Annotated in this window: 14 protein-coding genes; 2 read left to right on the top strand and 12 right to left on the bottom strand. The window is 71.2% G+C overall.

Features of this window, described 5'->3' with window-relative positions; all coding sequences use genetic code 11:
• Nucleotides 1-408: 408 nt before the first annotated feature.
• Entirely contained in the window at nucleotides 409-1710 is a 1302-nt protein-coding gene (gene tyrS / locus GQQ95_RS18410) for a tyrosine--tRNA ligase (protein ID WP_157429067.1), read from the bottom strand.
• A 125-nt stretch (nucleotides 1711-1835) separates the two neighbouring features.
• On the opposite strand from tyrS, the gene GQQ95_RS18405 reads away from it, so the two are divergent.
• The gene (locus tag GQQ95_RS18405; RefSeq protein WP_157429066.1) at nucleotides 1836-2483 is read left to right on the top strand and encodes a DNA-binding protein; all 648 of its coding nucleotides are present in this window, start codon (nucleotides 1836-1838) and stop codon (nucleotides 2481-2483) included.
• Nucleotides 2484-2550: 67 nt separating this feature from the next.
• Nucleotides 2551-3156 (top strand): hypothetical protein, encoded by a 606-nt coding sequence (locus GQQ95_RS18400; RefSeq protein WP_157429065.1) that lies wholly within the window; start codon nucleotides 2551-2553, stop codon nucleotides 3154-3156.
• Between the two features lie 38 nt (nucleotides 3157-3194).
• On the opposite strand, the gene GQQ95_RS18395 is transcribed toward GQQ95_RS18400, so the two are convergent.
• The 11 genes from GQQ95_RS18395 to GQQ95_RS18345 form a co-directional block, all read right to left on the bottom strand.
• Nucleotides 3195-3794, bottom strand: coding sequence for a DNA-3-methyladenine glycosylase (locus GQQ95_RS18395; RefSeq protein WP_157429071.1), 600 nt, complete (start codon nucleotides 3792-3794; stop codon nucleotides 3195-3197).
• 71 nt (nucleotides 3795-3865) lie between these two features.
• Nucleotides 3866-5359 (bottom strand): argininosuccinate lyase, encoded by a 1494-nt coding sequence (argH, locus tag GQQ95_RS18390; protein ID WP_157429064.1) that lies wholly within the window; start codon nucleotides 5357-5359, stop codon nucleotides 3866-3868.
• Nucleotides 5356-6291 carry an ornithine carbamoyltransferase gene (argF, locus tag GQQ95_RS18385; protein ID WP_157429063.1) on the bottom strand — a complete coding sequence of 312 codons (936 nt, stop codon included), beginning with the start codon at nucleotides 6289-6291 and terminating at the stop codon, nucleotides 5356-5358. Before argF ends, argH begins: the two co-directional genes overlap by 4 nt.
• Nucleotides 6292-6341: 50 nt before the next feature.
• Nucleotides 6342-7535 (bottom strand): acetylornithine transaminase, encoded by a 1194-nt coding sequence (locus tag GQQ95_RS18380; protein ID WP_157429062.1) that lies wholly within the window; start codon nucleotides 7533-7535, stop codon nucleotides 6342-6344.
• Nucleotides 7532-8443, bottom strand: coding sequence for an acetylglutamate kinase (gene argB, locus GQQ95_RS18375; RefSeq protein WP_157429070.1), 912 nt, complete (start codon nucleotides 8441-8443; stop codon nucleotides 7532-7534). The genes GQQ95_RS18380 and argB overlap by 4 nt, the downstream gene beginning before the upstream one ends.
• Nucleotides 8444-8445: 2 nt before the next feature.
• The gene (argJ, locus tag GQQ95_RS18370) at nucleotides 8446-9597 is read right to left on the bottom strand and encodes a bifunctional glutamate N-acetyltransferase/amino-acid acetyltransferase ArgJ (RefSeq protein WP_157429061.1); all 1152 of its coding nucleotides are present in this window, start codon (nucleotides 9595-9597) and stop codon (nucleotides 8446-8448) included.
• Nucleotides 9594-10637, bottom strand: a complete 1044-nt coding sequence (gene argC, locus GQQ95_RS18365; RefSeq protein WP_157429060.1) for an N-acetyl-gamma-glutamyl-phosphate reductase — start codon at nucleotides 10635-10637, stop codon at nucleotides 9594-9596. The genes argJ and argC overlap by 4 nt, the downstream gene beginning before the upstream one ends.
• 257 nt (nucleotides 10638-10894) lie before the next feature.
• Entirely contained in the window at nucleotides 10895-12562 is a 1668-nt protein-coding gene (locus GQQ95_RS18360) for a dipeptide ABC transporter ATP-binding protein (protein WP_157429059.1), read from the bottom strand.
• Nucleotides 12559-13419, bottom strand: coding sequence for an ABC transporter permease (locus GQQ95_RS18355; RefSeq protein WP_246205797.1), 861 nt, complete (start codon nucleotides 13417-13419; stop codon nucleotides 12559-12561). Before GQQ95_RS18355 ends, GQQ95_RS18360 begins: the two co-directional genes overlap by 4 nt.
• A gap of 56 nt (nucleotides 13420-13475) precedes the next feature.
• A complete protein-coding gene (locus tag GQQ95_RS18350; protein WP_212275587.1) occupies nucleotides 13476-14468 on the bottom strand; it encodes an ABC transporter permease in 993 nt (330 codons plus the stop codon).
• A 16-nt stretch (nucleotides 14469-14484) separates the two neighbouring features.
• On the bottom strand, nucleotides 14485-16134 hold the full coding sequence (locus tag GQQ95_RS18345; RefSeq protein WP_157429056.1) for an ABC transporter substrate-binding protein: 1650 nt from the start codon (nucleotides 16132-16134) through the stop codon (nucleotides 14485-14487).

Genomic DNA, 16134 nt, shown 5'->3' with positions numbered 1-16134 from the left:
CTTTCCGCTTCTTCCTGACCGCCGCGGCGACATGTATGAATCTACAAGCCCCCACCCCCACCACACAAATCAACCCCACATCCCGGGCGTGTCGCACCACACCACACCACCAAAACCCCAGACCAGAGTCTGTTTCGGTTGCCTCATGCCATCGACGGCGGCCCGGACGGGGCAGGCTCCGGCGGTTCACAATGTCGGGACCGCGAGCGGGGCCGGCTGCGAACTCCGCGGTCCCGGACGGACCGGGGCGAGGCCGTGCCGTGCCGTCCCGTGCCGTGCCGGCAGGAATGGTGATGTCGCGAAGAGGCCGGCGAGCTTCTCTCGGCACGGAGCACAGACGCGAGCGGCCCCGCTCCCCGGATGAACCGGGTGGGCGGGGCCGTGTCGGCAGAGCGTCGAGGTACGCGACTACTCGACGAAGATGCCGGCGAGCGTCTTCTTGCCGCGGCGGAGCACCGCCATGCCTCCAGGTGCGACGCGACCCTCGAGGGTCGCCGTCTCATCGTCGACCTTCACGTTGTCGAGAGAGACCCCACCCTGGGCGATGGCGCGTCGGCCCTCGCTCGCAGACTTCACGAGCCCGGTGTCCAGGAGCAGCTGCGCGATCTGCGCGTCGGGGGACGTCGTGGTGTTCGGCAGCTCGCGAAGCGCCGACTCGAGCGTGTCGGCGTCGAGCGCAGCGAGATCGCCCTGCCCGAACAGCGCTTCGGAGGCGGCGATGACGGCGGCCGTGGCATCCGCACCGTGGACCAGGGTGGTCACCTCGTTCGCGAGCGTGCGCTGCGCCTCGCGGCGGAACGGCTCGTTCTCGACCAGCGCCGCGAGTTCCTCGATGCGCTGACGGCCGAGGAACGTGAACACCTTGAGGCGGGAGATCACGTCGGCATCGTCGGAGTTGAGCCAGAACTGGTAGAAGCGGTACGGGCTGCACATCTCGGGGTCGAGCCAGATGGCATTGCCCTCGCTCTTTCCGAACTTGCTGCCGTCGGAGTTCGTGATGAGCGGCGTGCCGATGGCGTGCACGCTGACGCCCTCGACGCGATGGATGAGATCGGTGCCGCTCGTGAGATTGCCCCACTGATCGCTGCCGCCCGTCTGCAGCACGCACCCGTACAGGCGGAAGAGCTCGAGGTAGTCGAACCCCTGCAGGATCTGGTAGCTGAACTCGGTGTAGCTGATGCCCGCGTCGGAGTTCAGCCTGGACGCGACGGCATCCTTCTTCAGCATCGTGCCCACGCGGTAGTGCTTGCCGATCTCCCGCAGGAAGTCGATCGCGCTGAGCTCACCGGTCCAATCGAGGTTGTTGACGAGCCGAACCGCGTTCTCACCCTCGCCCGAGAGGAACCGAGAGACCTGGCCCTGCAGGTGCCCGACCCACTCGGCGACGGTCTCCTTCGTGTTCAACGTGCGCTCGGCCGTCGGCCGTGGGTCGCCGATCAGGCCGGTCGAGCCGCCGACGAGGCCGAGCGGCTTGTGACCGGCGAGCTGGATGCGGCGCATCGTCAGCAGCTGCACGAGATTGCCGAGGTGCAGGCTCGGTGCCGTCGGGTCGAACCCGCAGTAATACGTGATCGGCTCGCCCGAGAGCAGCTCTTTCAGCGCAGCCTGGTCGGTCGACACGTGTACGAGGCCGCGCCAGACGAGCTCCTCCCAGACGTCTGCGAAGGAGGTGTCGTTCTGCTGGGAATCGAGGATCACTGGGTCTGACACGGGAGCAAGGCTACCAGCGCCCAACGCATAGCAGATCAAGGCCCACGGCTATACTCACGGATATTCATGCTGTAACATTGATCTGACCGAATCAAACCTGAGGTATTCATCGAAAGGGGGACACGGTGTACGTCATCACCGCGGATCAGGTGGCGAGCCGCCACCACCCCGACCGCGCCTCCGAGCTCATCGACGCACTCGTGGCACGCCACCGAAGCGCCCTGGTGCTCCCCGCCGACCAGACCGCCGGCGACGAGGTGCAGCTCATCACCGAGTCGGCCCCCGCGGCGCTCGAGATCGTCCTCGATGCCACGCGTGACGAACACTGGAGCGTCGGTCTGGGCGTGGGCCACGTGCGCACCCCGCTTCCGGATGCCGCGCGCAAGGCCAGCGGGACGGCATTCATCGCGGCGCGCGAGGCAGTGCAGGCCGCGAAGCGGGCCGACGGGCGATTCGCGCTGCGCGCGGCATCCGCAGTCCCTGCCGAGCCCGGCCGACGCATCGACGAACTCGACGCGGCACAGGTCGAGGCGCTCATCCGCCTCGTGGTGCTGATCCGCGAGCGGCGCAGCGACCTCGGCTGGGAGGTCGCCGACCTCGCGCGGGCCGGGCACCTGCAGAAGGACATCGCCACGATGCTCGGCATCAGCGCCGCCGCCGTGAGTGCCAGGCTGAAGGCGGCCATGTGGCGCGCGGAGGCCGACGCCCTGCCCGCGCTCGTGCGTCTGCTCGCCGGCCTCGACGCGGGAGCGGGACGCGCCGGGACGTCCTGACCGGCGCGCGTCGGTCGGGATCGCTACGCTGATCGGGTCCGCCCTGCCGGCCCCGCGAAGGAGCACCGTGTTCGATCCCACCCCCATCGTCGACACGATCGCCACGGCCGCGCTCTTCCTCTCGCTCGCCGGCGCGGCGGCCGTCTCGATCATCGCGTACCTCCGGCCACGCGCCCTGTTCGTGTGGATCGCCGCCGGCGCCCTCGCGGTCGCACTGATGTGCGCTTCCGCGCTGTCGACGTCGGTGGCCGACGGCTTCGGGCCCCTCCTGACCGTGCTCGCGCTGACCATCGCCGTCTTCGGCGGCAGTCCGGCGGCCGGCACCGCCCTGCAGCTGGCGATGGGCGCGAGCGTCGCGCCCGGCCTCCACGGCGGCATCCTCATCACCTCGAAGCCCACCACCGACGCCGAACGGCAGGGTCTGGTGGCGGCTCCGACGCAGGAGGTGCTCCGCGGCGGGCGCGTCATCGGGATCCTCGAACGCATCGCCGCCGCCGGCTCCATCGTCGCCGGATTCCCCGAGGCGCTCGCGATCATCGTCGCCGTCAAGGGCGTCGGCCGGTTCACCGAGCTCGAGGCGGCGGAGGCCCGGGAGCGATTCATCATCGGCACGCTGGCGAGCCTCATCTGGGCCTGCGCCGCAGGCCTCGTCGTGCACCTCGCCGTTCGCTGAGCGCGATCGCCTGAAGGGGACGACGGTGTGCGCGAGCCTCAGTCGTGCGACCGGGCGTGCCGCCGGTAGGTCGAGACCCCCGGATCGCCGGGAATCCAGAACCGCCACGGGAACGCCGCTCCCCCGCCCGCGCCGCTGATCCCCGTGCGGGGGCCCGCCTCGTAGGCAAGCGGCATGGACGGGACCCGGAGCCCGAACGGCGGCGCGAGCAGGTCGGCGCCCGTTGCGGCGAGCGGAACGCCGAGCGCCGATGCCAGGCGAGCCGGTCCGCGGGCCAGATCTCGATCGGATGCCGCACCGCGGCGCTCACGTGCGAGGTCCGCGCCCTCGACGACGACGCCACCCCGAAGCAGCACGGCGGCCGCCCCACCCTCCGCGCCCGCGACGATGTTGATGCACGTGTGCATGCCGTATGTGAAGTAGGCGTACAGGTGCGCGGCCTCGCCGAACATCACCGACGTGCGCGGGGTGCGTCCGCGGAACGCGTGCGACCCCGGGTCTTCGCCGACGCCGCGGTACGCCTCGACCTCGGAGAGGCGGATCGCCACCCGGCCCGCGGTCGTCTCGTGGGAGAGCACCGCCCCGAGCAGCAGCGGCGCAAGCTCGACCGCGTCGCGAGCGAAGAACTCCCGACCCATCTCGAGCAGGGGCGCATCACCGTCGAGGTGTGAAGGGTCGCCACCGGGGCTCGGCCGCGGCATCCGCTCGCTCAACTCCTCGTGGAGGGAAGCCCGGCGACGAGATGGCGCACGCGATCGGCCAGCTTGGAGAACTGCTCAGCCACGCGATCGGGCGCGGTGCCGCTGACGCCGTCACGGCTCGCGACGGACCCCTCGACGGTCAGCACCTCGCGCACCCCGGGCGTGAGATGCGGCGAGATGGCGGCGAGGGCCGCGTCGTCGACCTGGTCGAGCTCGAGGGAGTGCTCCTCCGCGTACCGGACCAGCGAGCCCGTGATCTCGTGGGCGTCGCGGAACGGCACACGGCGCTTCACGAGCCACTCCGCGACATCGGTCGCGAGCGAGAAGCCCGCGGGCGCGAGCTCGGCCATGCGCTCGGTGTGGAAGGTGAGCGTCGCCATCATGCCCGTGAAGGCGGGCAGGAGCACCTCGAGCGTCTCGACGGAGTCGAAGACCGGCTCCTTGTCCTCCTGGAGGTCGCGGTTGTACGCCAGCGGCAGCGCCTTCAAGGTCGCGAGAAGCCCGGCGAGGTTGCCGATCAGGCGTCCGGACTTCCCGCGGGCCAGCTCGGCGATGTCGGGGTTCTTCTTCTGCGGCATGATCGACGAGCCCGTCGAATAGCCGTCGTGCAGCGTGACGAAGCCGAACTCTCGCGTGTTCCAGATGATGATCTCCTCGGCGATGCGGGAGAGGTCGATGCCGATCATCGCGGTCACGAAGGCGAACTCCGCGACGACGTCGCGGCTCGCGGTGCCGTCGATCGAGTTCTCGGAGGGCGAGGCGAGGCCGAGGTCGCGGGCGACGGATGCCGCGTCGAGGCCGAGGGTGGACCCGGCGAGCGCGCCGCCGCCGTAGGGCGAGACATCCGCTCGCTTCGTCCAGTCGACGAGCCGGTCGAGGTCGCGCGAGAGCGCCCAGCCATGCGCGAGGAGGTGGTGCGCGAGCAGCACGGGCTGCGCGTGCTGGAGGTGGGTGCGGCCGGGCATGATCGCCGTGCGGTGCGCATCCGCTTGCGAGGAGAGTGCGTCGATCAGATGCACGAGCTGTCGGCCGATGACGGCGGCGTGATCTTTCAGGTACAGGCGCACGAGCGTGGCGATCTGGTCGTTGCGGCTCCGTCCGGCGCGGAGCTTGCCACCGAGTTCGGGTCCGACGATGCCGATCAGCGCCGCCTCGAGCGCCCCGTGGACGTCCTCGTCGGTGTCCGCTGCGACGATCTCGCCGCTCGCGACGCGGTTCTCGAGCGTGTCGAGCCCATCGAGCATCGCCGCGAGCTCGTCGTCGTCGAGGTAGCCGGCGGCTGCGAGCGCACGCGCGTGGGCGCGGGAGCCCGCGAGGTCGTACGGTGCGAGCTGCCAGTCGAAATGGGTGGACCTGGACAGGGCCTGGAGCTCGGGCGACGGCCCGCTCGCGAAGCGCGCACCCCAGAGCGATCCCTCGTTCGTGCCGTGCGGCTCGGCGCCGCCTGCGTCGACGGGGCCGGTGTCGCCGGCCGAGGTCGTCGGGTCGGTCGGATCGGTCATCGTGCGTCCTCCGTGTGGGCGAGCAGCCAGACGAGCAGCGCCTTCTGCGCGTGGAGCCGGTTCTCGGCCTCGTCCCAGACGACCGACTGCGGGCCGTCGATGACCGAGGCCTCGACCTCGTAGCCGCGGTAGGCCGGGAGGCAGTGCAGGAAGATCGCGTCGGCCGAGGCCTCGGCCATGAGCGCGTCGTCGACGCCGAATCCGCCGAAGACGGCGATGCGCTCGGCCTTCTCGGCCTCCTGCCCCATGGAGATCCAGGTGTCGGTGACGACCACGTCGGCGCCGCGAGCCGCCTCGCGGGAGTCGGTGGTCACGAGCACGGACCCGCCGGTCGTGGCGGCGATGCGCCGCGCGTCCTCGACGATGTCGGCGCGGGGCGAGTAGTCGGCCGGCGACCCGATGCGCACGTGCATGCCGGCGGTGGCCCCGGCGAGCAGGTACGAGTGCGCCATGTTGTTCGCTCCGTCGCCCACGTAGGCGAGCGACCGGCCGGCGAGGTCGCCGAAGCGCTCCTTGACGGTGAGCAGGTCGGCGAGCAGCTGGCACGGGTGGAAGTCGTCGGAGAGCGCGTTGACGACGGGGATCGTCGTCCCCTCGGCCATCTCCTCGAGGCCCGACTGGGCGAAGGTGCGCCAGACCACCGCGGCGACCATGCGCTCGAGCACCCGGGCCGTGTCGGCGATGGACTCCTTGGCGCCCAACTGGCTGTCGCCGGACGCCGTGATGAGGGGCACGCCGCCGAGATCGGCGATGCCGACCGCGAACGAGATGCGGGTCCGGGTCGAGGTCTTGTCGAAGAACACGGCCACGGTCTGCGGCCCCTCGAGCGGACGCTCGGCGAAGCGGTCGGCCTTGAGCCTGAGTGCGAGGTCGAGCACCTCGGCCTGTTCGGCGGGCGACAGGTCGTCGTCGCGAAGGAAGTGGCGGGTCATGCGGTTCTTTCCGTTCGGTGGGCCGGCCGCAGCCGGCGCGTCGGTTCGGGTCAGTGGGTCGCGCGCTCGACGTCGGCGAGCGCGGCGGCGAATCGGTCGGCGAAGAGGTCGACCTCGGCGTCGCCGATGATGAGCGGGGGCGCGAGTCGGATGGTCACGTCGTTGGCGGCGTTCACGATGAGCTCGTGCGCGAGGGCTGCGTCGACGACGCGTCCCGCGACGGGCTCGGTGAGCCCCACGCCGATCAGGAGGCCCCGACCGCGCGTGGCGGCGACGAGCGGCGACCCGATCGACGCGATGCGCTCGCGCACCTGCGGGCCGCGTCGCGCGGCGTTGCCGACGAGGTCGGCGCGCTCGATCTCGCCGAGCACCGCGTTGGCGACGGCCGTCGCGAGCGGATTGCCGCCGAAGGTCGAGCCGTGCTGGCCCTTCGAGTAGAGGTCGGATGCCGCGCCGAACGTCACGAGTCCGCCGATGGGGATGCCGCCGCCGATGCCCTTCGCGACCGTGATCGCATCCGGTGTGATGCCCGCGTGCTGGAACCCGAACCAGTCCCCCGTGCGGCCCGCCCCCGTCTGGATCTCGTCGACGATGAGCAGGGCGCCGTGGCGTCTCGTGAGCTCTCGCGCCGCGACGAGGAAGCCGTCGGGCAGTTCGACGACCCCGGCCTCACCCTGGATGGGTTCGACGATGAGCGCCGCGACGGCGTCGTCGATCGAGGCCTCGAGTGCCTCGATGGTCGCGGGGATGTGCTCGACGCCGCCCGCGAGCGGCTCGAAGGCCTCGCGCATGTGCGGCTTGCCGGTGAGGGCGAGCGAGCCCATGGTGCGACCGTGGAACGCGTCGACGAGCGCGAGCACGCGCGTGCGCGCACCGCCGGAGTTGTTCAGGCGCGAGAGCTTGAACGCCGCTTCGTTGGCCTCGGCGCCGGAGTTGCCGAACCACGCCCGCCCGTTCTCGCCGGCGCCCGCGAGGCGCACGATGCGCTCCGCGAGCTCGAGCGCCGGCTCGGTGGTGAAGTAGTTGGAGACATGCGCGAGGGTCGCGGCCTGACGGCTGACCGCCTCCACGAAGACGGGATGGGCGTGCCCGAGCGAGTTGACCGCGATGCCGGCGAGGAAGTCGAGGTACTCGCGGCCCTCGTCGTCCCAGACGTGCGCACCGCTTCCGCGATCGAGCTTGAGCAGCGGCATCCCGATGGAGCGCATGACCCGCTTGTCGAATCGCTCCTGCCAGGCGCTCATGCGGCCACCACCTCGGTTCCGATTCCCGCGGGCGTGAAGATCTCGAGCAGGATCGAGTGCGGCACCCGCCCATCGATGATCGCCGCCTTGGCGACGCCGCCCTCGACCGCCTCGAGGCATGCTGCCATCTTGGGGATCATGCCCGACTCGAGCGTGGGAAGGAGCTCGGCGAGCTCGGCCGAGTCGATCTGCGACACGAGCGAGTCGCGGTTCGGCCAGTCGCGGTAGAGGCCCGCGACGTCGGTCAGCACGACGAGCTTGGCCGCACCGAGCGCGACCGCGAGTGCCGCGGCGGCGGAGTCGGCGTTCACGTTGAGCGACTGGCCCGATCGATCGGCATCGGGCGCGATCGAGGAGACCACCGGGATGCGCCCGGCCTCGAGTTGCGCGACGACCGCCGCGGGATCCACCTCGACGACGTCGCCGACCTGTCCGAGGTCGACCTCGACGCCGTCGACGACGACGCCCCGCCGACGACCGCGGAACAGGCCGGCGTCCTCGCCGGAGAGCCCGATCGCGAGGGGGCCGTGCTCGTTCACGAGCGAGACGAGTTCACGGTTCACCTGCCCGGAAAGCACCATGCGGACGACGTCCATGGCCTCGGGCGTCGTGACCCGGTAGCCGCCGCGGAACTCGCTCTCGATGCCGAGTCGATCGAGCATCGCCGAGATCTGGGGCCCGCCGCCGTGCACGACGACCGGCTTGATGCCGGCGTAGCGGAGGTACACCATGTCCTCGGCGAAGGCGCGTTGCAGTTCGGGGCTGACCATCGCATTGCCGCCGAACTTGACGACCACCGTCTCGCCGTGGAAGCGCTTCAGCCACGGCAGGGCATCGATGAGGACCTGGGCCTTCGCCGACGCCAGGGCTTCCGCGTCGTCGGTGTCGGTCTGCGCGCGTGTCTGCATCATCAGCTCGCGTACGCGCTGTTCTCGTGCACGTAGTCGTGCGTGAGGTCGTTGGTGAGGATGGTCGCGGATGCCGCGCCGGCGTGCAGCTCGACGAGCACGTGGGTCGCGCGAGGCGTGAGGTCGACCTGCTCCCGCGGCGCATCCGGTCGGCCGGCGTGGCAGACGCGGACGCCGTTCATCGAGACGTCGACGAGGTACGGATCGAACGGCGCCTGCGTGGTGCCGATCGCCGCGAGCACGCGGCCCCAGTTCGGGTCGTTGCCGAAGATCGCCGCCTTGAACAGGTTGTTGCGGGCGACCGAGCGCCCGACCTCGACGGCGTCGTCTTCAGTGACGGCGCCGCGCACCTCGATCGCGATGTCGTGGCTCGCGCCCTCGGCATCGGCCTGCAGCTGCTCGGCGAGCGAGCGACAGGCCTCGGTGACCGCCGCCCGGAACGCACCCCGGTCGGGTGCGATCCCGGATGCGCCCGAGGCGAGCAGCGTGACCTGGTCGTTCGTCGACATGCAGCCGTCGGAGTCCAGCCGGTCGAAGGTCACCCGCGTGGCCTCGCGGAGCGCCGCGTCGAGCTCGTCGCTCGGCAGGTCGGCGTCGGTCGTGAGGACGACGAGCATCGTGGCCAGGCCGGGCGCGAGCATGCCCGCGCCCTTCGCCATGCCGCCGACCTGCCAGCCGTCGCCCTCGACGACGACGGTCTTCGGCCGGGTGTCCGTGGTCATGATCGCCCTGGCGGCATCGTCACCGCCCTCGGTCGAGAGCCGCGCGGCGGCGGACAGGACGCCCTCCTCGAGGACCTCGCCGTCGAGCTGGTCGCCGATGAGGCCGGTCGAGCAGACGAGCACGTCGCCGGCGGCCACGCCGAGCGCGGATGCCGCGGCCTCCGCCGTGCGGTGGGTGACCTGGAAGCCCTCGGGGCCCGTGAAGCAGTTGGCTCCACCCGAGTTGAGGACGATCGCCGAGACGACGCCGTCGAGGATCACCTGTTCCGACCAGAGGATGGGGTTGGCCTTGGCCCGGTTCGACGTGAACACGGCCGCGGCTGCCGACGAGGGCCCGCGGTTGACCACGAGCGAGAGGTCGAGCGCGCCCGACCGTTTGATGCCCGCGGCGATGCCGGCGGCCTCGAACCCTGCGGGAGAGGTGACGGTCACGGGGCGACTCCATTCATGGGAAGGCCGGTGGACTCTGCGAGGCCGAGCGCGATGTTCGCGGACTGGATCGCCGCGCCCGCGGTGCCCTTGACGAGGTTGTCGACCGCGGCGATGACCACGACGCGGCCGGCGGCCTCGTCCACCGCGAGCCCCATGAGCGCCGTGTTCGCGCCCAGGACGTCGGCCGTGCGCGGGAACTGCCCCTCGGGCAGCAGCTGCACGAAGCGCTCGCCCGCGTAGGCGTCCTCCCAGGCCGCGCGGACCGTCGCGGCATCCGTGCCCGGCATGATCCGCGCCGTCGACGTGGCCAGGATGCCCCGGCTCATGGGCACGAGCACCGGGGTGAACGAGATCGTCGGGGTCGCTGCCCCCGCCCAGCGCAGCGCCTGCCCGATCTCGGGGATGTGCCGGTGCGAGCCTCCGACGGCGTACGGGTTCGCGGAGCCGAGGATCTCGGACGCGAGCAGGTTCGTCTTCAGGCTCTTGCCCGCGCCCGACGGCCCGACGGCGAGCACGGCGACGAGGTCGCGGTCCTCGATGACGCCGGCGCGGATGCCGGGCGCCAGGGACAGCGCGACCGTCGAGGCATTGCACCCCGGCGCCGCGATGCGCCGCGCGCCGGTGAGGCGCTCGCGCTGCGTCCCCGAGAGCCGGGGCAGCTCGGGCACGCCGTACGCCCAGGCGCCGTGGTGGTCGCCGCCGTAGAAGGCCGACCAGTCGTCGGCCGACTCGAGCCGGTGGTCGGCGCCGCAGTCGATCACGAGGGTGTCCTGCGAGAGCTCCGCGGCGATCGCCCCCGACGCGCCGTGCGGCAACGCCAGGAAGACGATGTCGTGGCCGGCGAGGGTCTCCGCGTTGGTCTCGCGCAGCGTGAGATGCGTGAACGAGCGCAGGTGCGGCTGCACGGACACGAGCGATTGGCCGGCGTTCGAGTGCGCGGTCACGGTGCGCACCTCGAACTCGGGATGATCGGCGAGGAGCCGAAGGATCTCTCCTCCGGCATAGCCGGACGCGCCGGAGACGGCGACGGAGTACGTCATGGAATCCACCTTATGGTCTGAGCGAGCGGGGCGATGTTCCGGCGACGCCCCGCGTCAGACCTCAGCCTGCCGCAGGGGTCGCCGAGATTCGGCGCTCGCCACGACGCCGGTTGCGCACGATCGAGACACGCGCGACGCGTGCGATCGAGGTGAACCGGGTGGCGGACATGCGTCGACCCTACCGGCGCGGCGCGTGGCGTCGCAAACTCACCGGTGCCGTTCCTGCCCCGCCCATTGCCTCGCCCGATGGCCGGCGATCACGCGACCGTCGCGCCGGCGGGCTGCGCATCCGCCTGCCGCGGCCTCGGCACAGAGTCGATGAGGAGGCGGGTGTACGGATGCGACGGGGCCTCCAGGAGCCGGACCGTGCCACCGCGCTCGACGATCTCGCCCGCGCGCATGACGAGGACCTCCTCGCACACCCGCCGGACGACGGCGAGGTCGTGGCTGATGAAGAGCACCGTGAGCCCGCGTTCGCGTCGCAGCCGGGCGATGAGGTCGAGCACCTGCGCCTGCACGGAGACGTCCAGCGCACTGGTCGCCTCGTCCAGCACGAGCACGTCGGGCTCGATCGCGAGCGCTCGCGCGATGGCGACGCGCTGGCGCTGGCCACCGGAGAGCGTGCGCGGACGGGCCTCGGCATGGGCGGCCGTGAGACCGACCTGTTCGAGCAGGTCAACGGCGCGCGATGTCGCAGAAGCGCGGTCGAGATCGGAGTGCAGGCGCAGCGCGTCCTCGATGGCACGACCGGCCGTGATGCGCGGGTCGAGCGAGAGGTACGGGTCCTGGAAGACCATCTGCACGCTTCGAGCCCGAGCGAGTCGCTCGCGGCGACCCCGAGGAATCGTGGCCCGGTCGCGACCGGCGATCGCGAGCTCGCCGCCGTCGGTCGGCTCGAGGCCGACGATCATGCGAGCGAGCGTGGACTTTCCCGACCCGGACTCCCCCACCACGGCGAGCGCGGCGCCGGCCTCCAGGTCGAACGACGCCTCGACGACCGCCCGCACCGGTGGCTTCCCGTGCCGGTGGTACGTCTTGGAGAGCCCGCTCGCCGTGAGCGCGAGAGCGCTCGCGCGTCCCCCGGAGCGGGGCGCATCCGACGCCGGGACGTCCGCGGGCCGCTCGTCCGCTCCCGAGCCCGAGCCCGAGCCCGGCCCGAGGGTCGGCGTGGTGGCCACGAGCCTGGCGGTGTAGTCCGCGGACGGCCTGGTGAACACGCGCAGCGCAGGCCCCTCCTCCTCGATCCGACCCGCGCGCATGACGACCACCCGGTCGCAGATCGACGCCGCCAGGTTGAGGTCGTGGGTGATGAAGAGCATGCCCATGCCACGGGCGTCGCGCTGGTCGGCGAGCACCCGGACGATCTCGGCCTGCGTGGTGACATCCAGCGCGGTGGTCGGCTCGTCGCAGACCAGCAGCCGGGGCGAGCCGGACAGCGCACCGGCGATCATCACGCGCTGCAGCATGCCGCCGGAGAACTCGTGCGGATACTGCCGCAGGTGCTCCTCGGGTCTCGGGAGGCGGACCGCGGAGAGGAGCTCGACCGCGCGTGCGGTCGCCGCAGCTGCGGACAGCCCCTCGCAGAGGCGCAGGGTCTCCGTCATGTGATCCCCGATGGTGCGCATGGGATTGATGCCCGAGCGCGGATCCTGGAAGATCATGGCGGCCGAGTCCCGGCGGAGGGCGAGGATGTCGCGACCGCTCGCCCCGATCACGGAGCGTCCGTCGAGTTCGATGCGGCCGCCGAGTGCGGCACGGTCGGGGGCGAGCCCGATCACGGCGCGGGCCGTCAGCGACTTGCCGGACCCTGACTCGCCCACGAGGCCGACGGTCTCACCGGCCCCGACGGCGAGGGAGACGCCGTGGAGCAGGCGCGCGCCGCCCGGGAGGTCGAGGGTCAGGTTGGAGATCTCGAGCAGGCTCATGCGGGGATTCCCCCTCCGATGCGGTCGGAGAGCTCGTCCCCGAGGATGTTGACGGCCACGACCGCGATGACGACGGCGATGGCGGGGACGAGCGCCGGCAGGAAGGCGCCCGCCAGGATGCCGGACTGCGCCTCGTTGATCATCGCGCCCCAGTCCGGAGTGGGTGGCTGTACGCCGAGGCCGAGGAAGGACAGGCCTGCGAGCTCGGCGAGCACGTACCCGAAGTTCAGGGTGGACTGCGCGCCGACGATGGGCGTGACGTTCGGGAGCACACGCCGGAAGGCGATCCAGGCGCCTCCGAACCCCTGCACCCGGTAGGCCGACACGTACGGCCGCGAGACCTCCGCCTTCACGAGCGACCGCGTCAAGCGCGCCACGAATGGCGCGTAGGCGATGCTCATCGCGATGACCGGGGCGACCAGGCCCTTGCCGAACAGGGCGACGGCCATGATCGCGAGGAGCAACGACGGGAACGCGAAGAGCACGTCGAACACGCGACCGAGCACCGCGTCGATCCAGCCGCCGCGCCAACCGGCGATGAGCCCGAGCAGCATGCCGATCACGGTCGAGCCGATCACGACGAGGAGCGGGCCGAGCAGCGCCGTGCGCGCGCCGTAGACGAGCCGGCTCAGCAGGTCGCGGCCCAAGCCGTCCGTGCCGAGCCAGTGCGCCGCGCTCGGAGGCGCGTTCACGGCGAGCAGGTCGATCGCGTCCGGCGGATACGGCGCGACGAACGGGGCGAACACCGCGGCGAGCGTCATCACGGCGAGGGCGCCCGCGGCGACGACGAGCACCGCGTCTGGGCGGCGCGCACGGGGCGAGCGCAGCACCTGGACGGCGAGGGTCGCCGGGCCCACGCGACCAGGGGCTGGGCGTGGCGCGCCAGCGGCGGGTGGAGGGGTCGTGGGGATCGTCATCGCGCACCCGCTCCCGCCGCGGAGCGCGGATCGATCCACGGCTCCGCGAGGTCGACCATCGCGTTGACGACGACGAAGGCCGTGACGATGAGCATCACGATGGCCTGCACCACCGGGAAGTCGAGTCGGTCGACGGACTGGACGAGGAGCGAGCCGATTCCCGCGAGCCCGAACGCAGCCTCCACGATGGTGCTGGCGACGAGCAGGCCGGCCACCAGGACTCCGCTGACCGTGAGGATGGGGCCGAGCGCGTTGCGCACGACGTGACGACGGACGACCGTGGCGCGTCGCAGTCCGCGACTGGTCGCGACCTCCACGTGCTCCCGGCGGAGCTGGTCGACCATCGAGGACCGGGTGACCTTGCCGACGAGCACGACGAACACGATCGCCAGCGCGATCGAGGGAAGCACGAGGTGGTAGGCCATGTCGGCAGGACCCTCGCCCGACCCGAACGTCGGGAACCACCCGAGCTGCACCGCGAAGACGGAGATGAGCACGATGGACCCCACGAACGACGGGATCGCGCTCAGCACGGTCAATCCCACCAGCGTGGCGCGGTCGAGCGCTCGCCCGCGGTTGAGCGCTGCGACGATGCCCGACGAGATCCCGATGACGGCGATGATCGCACCGGCCATGACGACGAGCATCAGGGTCACGGGCAGCCGGTCGGCGATGACCGCGGAGACGTCCTGGCGGTACTGCAGCGAGCGGCCGAAGTCCCCCTGGACGGCGCCAGCGAGCCAGGTGAGGTACTGCTGCCACGCCGGCAGGTCGAGCCCGTACTGCTCGGTGACCTGCGCGACGGCCTCGGGGCTCGGTTGCCGCCCCCGGAGCAGGAAGCTCACCGGGTCCCCCGGGACCAGGAAGCGCGAGAAGAACACGAGGAGGGATGCGAGGAACAGGGTCAGTGCCAGTCCGCCGAGACGGCCGGCGATCCTGCGGATGACGCGGGCCGACCGGCCGGGCGAGACCGCTGCGACGTTCGCCACGGCCGGGGCGACGGCCCTATCGAGCGCCAATGGTCGCCGCCCACGGGTAGTAGAGGAAGGCGATCGACGGTTCGACGCCGGTGATCCGCTCGCCGACGAAGACCGGCATGGGGCTGGAGTACAGCGGCAGCCAGGGCAGCTGCTCGTTGGCGATGTGCTGGAGCTCGCCGGTGAGCTTCGCCCGAGCATCGGCATCAGCGGTGCCGACGGCCTCGTCGGCGATCCGGTCGAAGTCGGCGTCGCTCCATTCGCCGTAGTTGCTGAACTCTCCGGTGCGGAGCACGCCGTACATCTCCAGCGGGTCGGGGCTCGAGAGGTACCAGACGGTGTAGAACAGGTCGACGCCCTCGCGTGCGCTCGGGTCGGAGAACAGTGCGGTGTAGGCGTTCGGCGTGACGGTCTTGATCTCGGCGTCGAGACCGATCGACTGGGCCGCCGCGACGGTAGCCTGCGACACGACCGTGAAGTCGTTGCTGATCGGCGCGGTCGCGAACACGATCTTCTCCCCGGTGGCGCCGGCGTCCTCGACGAGCTGCTTGGCCGCCTCGAGGTCTCGTGGATACTCCTCGAGTCCGCTGAAGGCGTCGACTCGGGTCTGCTCGGATGCCTCGCCCCACACGGACTCGGTCGTCAGGGCGTTCGACACGGCCCCGTACCCCTTCGCGGCCGCCTCGAGAATGCCCTCGCGGTCGAGCGCCATCATGAGCGCCCGACGCACCCGCGGATCGGAGAGCGGTCCGTCGGTGTCGGAGACGATCAGGTTCGAGGTGGCCGTGCTGAGGCCGAAGTACACGTCCCCGACGCCCGAGGCCTGCAGTTGCGCGATGCCGTCGGTGGGCAGCATCCAACTGCCGTCGACGTCGCCGGACTTCAGCGCGTTGATGCGCGCGTTCGCGTCGTTCATGAAGACGAACCGCACCTCACCGGACTTCGCGCGCAGGCTCTCGTCCCAGTAGTCGTCGAACCTCGTGAGCGTGATCGACTCCCCCGACTGCCACTCGGCGAGCTCGAACGGACCGGTGCAGTTGACGAGCCCGGTCGAGTTGCCGTAGTCGGCGCCCTTCTCGGCGAGCGTCGCGGCAGACTCGACGACGCCGGCCGATCCGCCCATGCCCTGGTTGAACTGCGAGTCGGGGATGGCCGTGGTGACCGTCACCTCGCGGTCGCCGGTCTGCTCGATCGCCGTGACGTTCTGGTACACCGAGAACCAGGACGACCCGACCTCGGGGTCGAGGTGCCGGCTCATGGAGGCGACCACGTCGGCGGCCGTGAGCGGCGAGCCGTCGTGGAAGCTCACCCCGTCCCGGATCCGGTAGGTCCAGGTCGTGGGGCTCGTCTGCTCGAAGGACTCGGCGAGGCCGGGGGTGAGCGTGTAGTCGGGATTCAACCGGAGCAGCGACTCGCAGACGTTGGAGAGCACCATGTTGTCGGCGTAGTCGAACGCGTACGCGTAGTCGAGGGAGTAGGGCTCGCCGTAGTTCGCCCAGGTGAACGAATCGATCTCCCCGGACGGGTCGGCCGTCTGTGCGGTGAGCTCCCAGTCGGGAGCCGACGGCGACGGCTGGGCCTGTGGGGTGCAGGCGCTGAGCACGAGGCCGCCGACGACGGCGGTGACGACCAACAGGATGCCGCGGCGTCGGGTGCTGCGGGATCGGAGAGCGGACAT

The organism is Agromyces salentinus (genome assembly GCF_009749395.1).
Lineage (GTDB): Bacteria > Actinomycetota > Actinomycetes > Actinomycetales > Microbacteriaceae > Agromyces > Agromyces salentinus.
Note: the sequence above shows the minus strand (reverse complement) of the source record. Positions and strands in the feature narration are given on the sequence as shown.

Excerpts from the sequence above, each read along its gene's own strand:
- GQQ95_RS18395 (WP_157429071.1), bottom strand. The coding sequence starts at position 3,794 with ATGGGTCGGGAGTTCTTCGCTCGCGACGCGGTCGAGCTTGCGCCGCTG.
- argC (WP_157429060.1), bottom strand. The coding sequence starts at position 10,637 with ATGACGTACTCCGTCGCCGTCTCCGGCGCGTCCGGCTATGCCGGAGGA.
- GQQ95_RS18380 (WP_157429062.1), bottom strand. The coding sequence starts at position 7,535 with ATGAGCGCCTGGCAGGAGCGATTCGACAAGCGGGTCATGCGCTCCATC.
- GQQ95_RS18360 (WP_157429059.1), bottom strand. The coding sequence starts at position 12,562 with ATGAGCCTGCTCGAGATCTCCAACCTGACCCTCGACCTCCCGGGCGGC.
- argF (WP_157429063.1), bottom strand. The coding sequence starts at position 6,291 with ATGACCCGCCACTTCCTTCGCGACGACGACCTGTCGCCCGCCGAACAG.
- GQQ95_RS18345 (WP_157429056.1), bottom strand. The coding sequence starts at position 16,134 with ATGTCCGCTCTCCGATCCCGCAGCACCCGACGCCGCGGCATCCTGTTG.
- argB (WP_157429070.1), bottom strand. The coding sequence starts at position 8,443 with ATGCAGACACGCGCGCAGACCGACACCGACGACGCGGAAGCCCTGGCG.
- argH (WP_157429064.1), bottom strand. The coding sequence starts at position 5,359 with ATGACCGATCCGACCGACCCGACGACCTCGGCCGGCGACACCGGCCCC.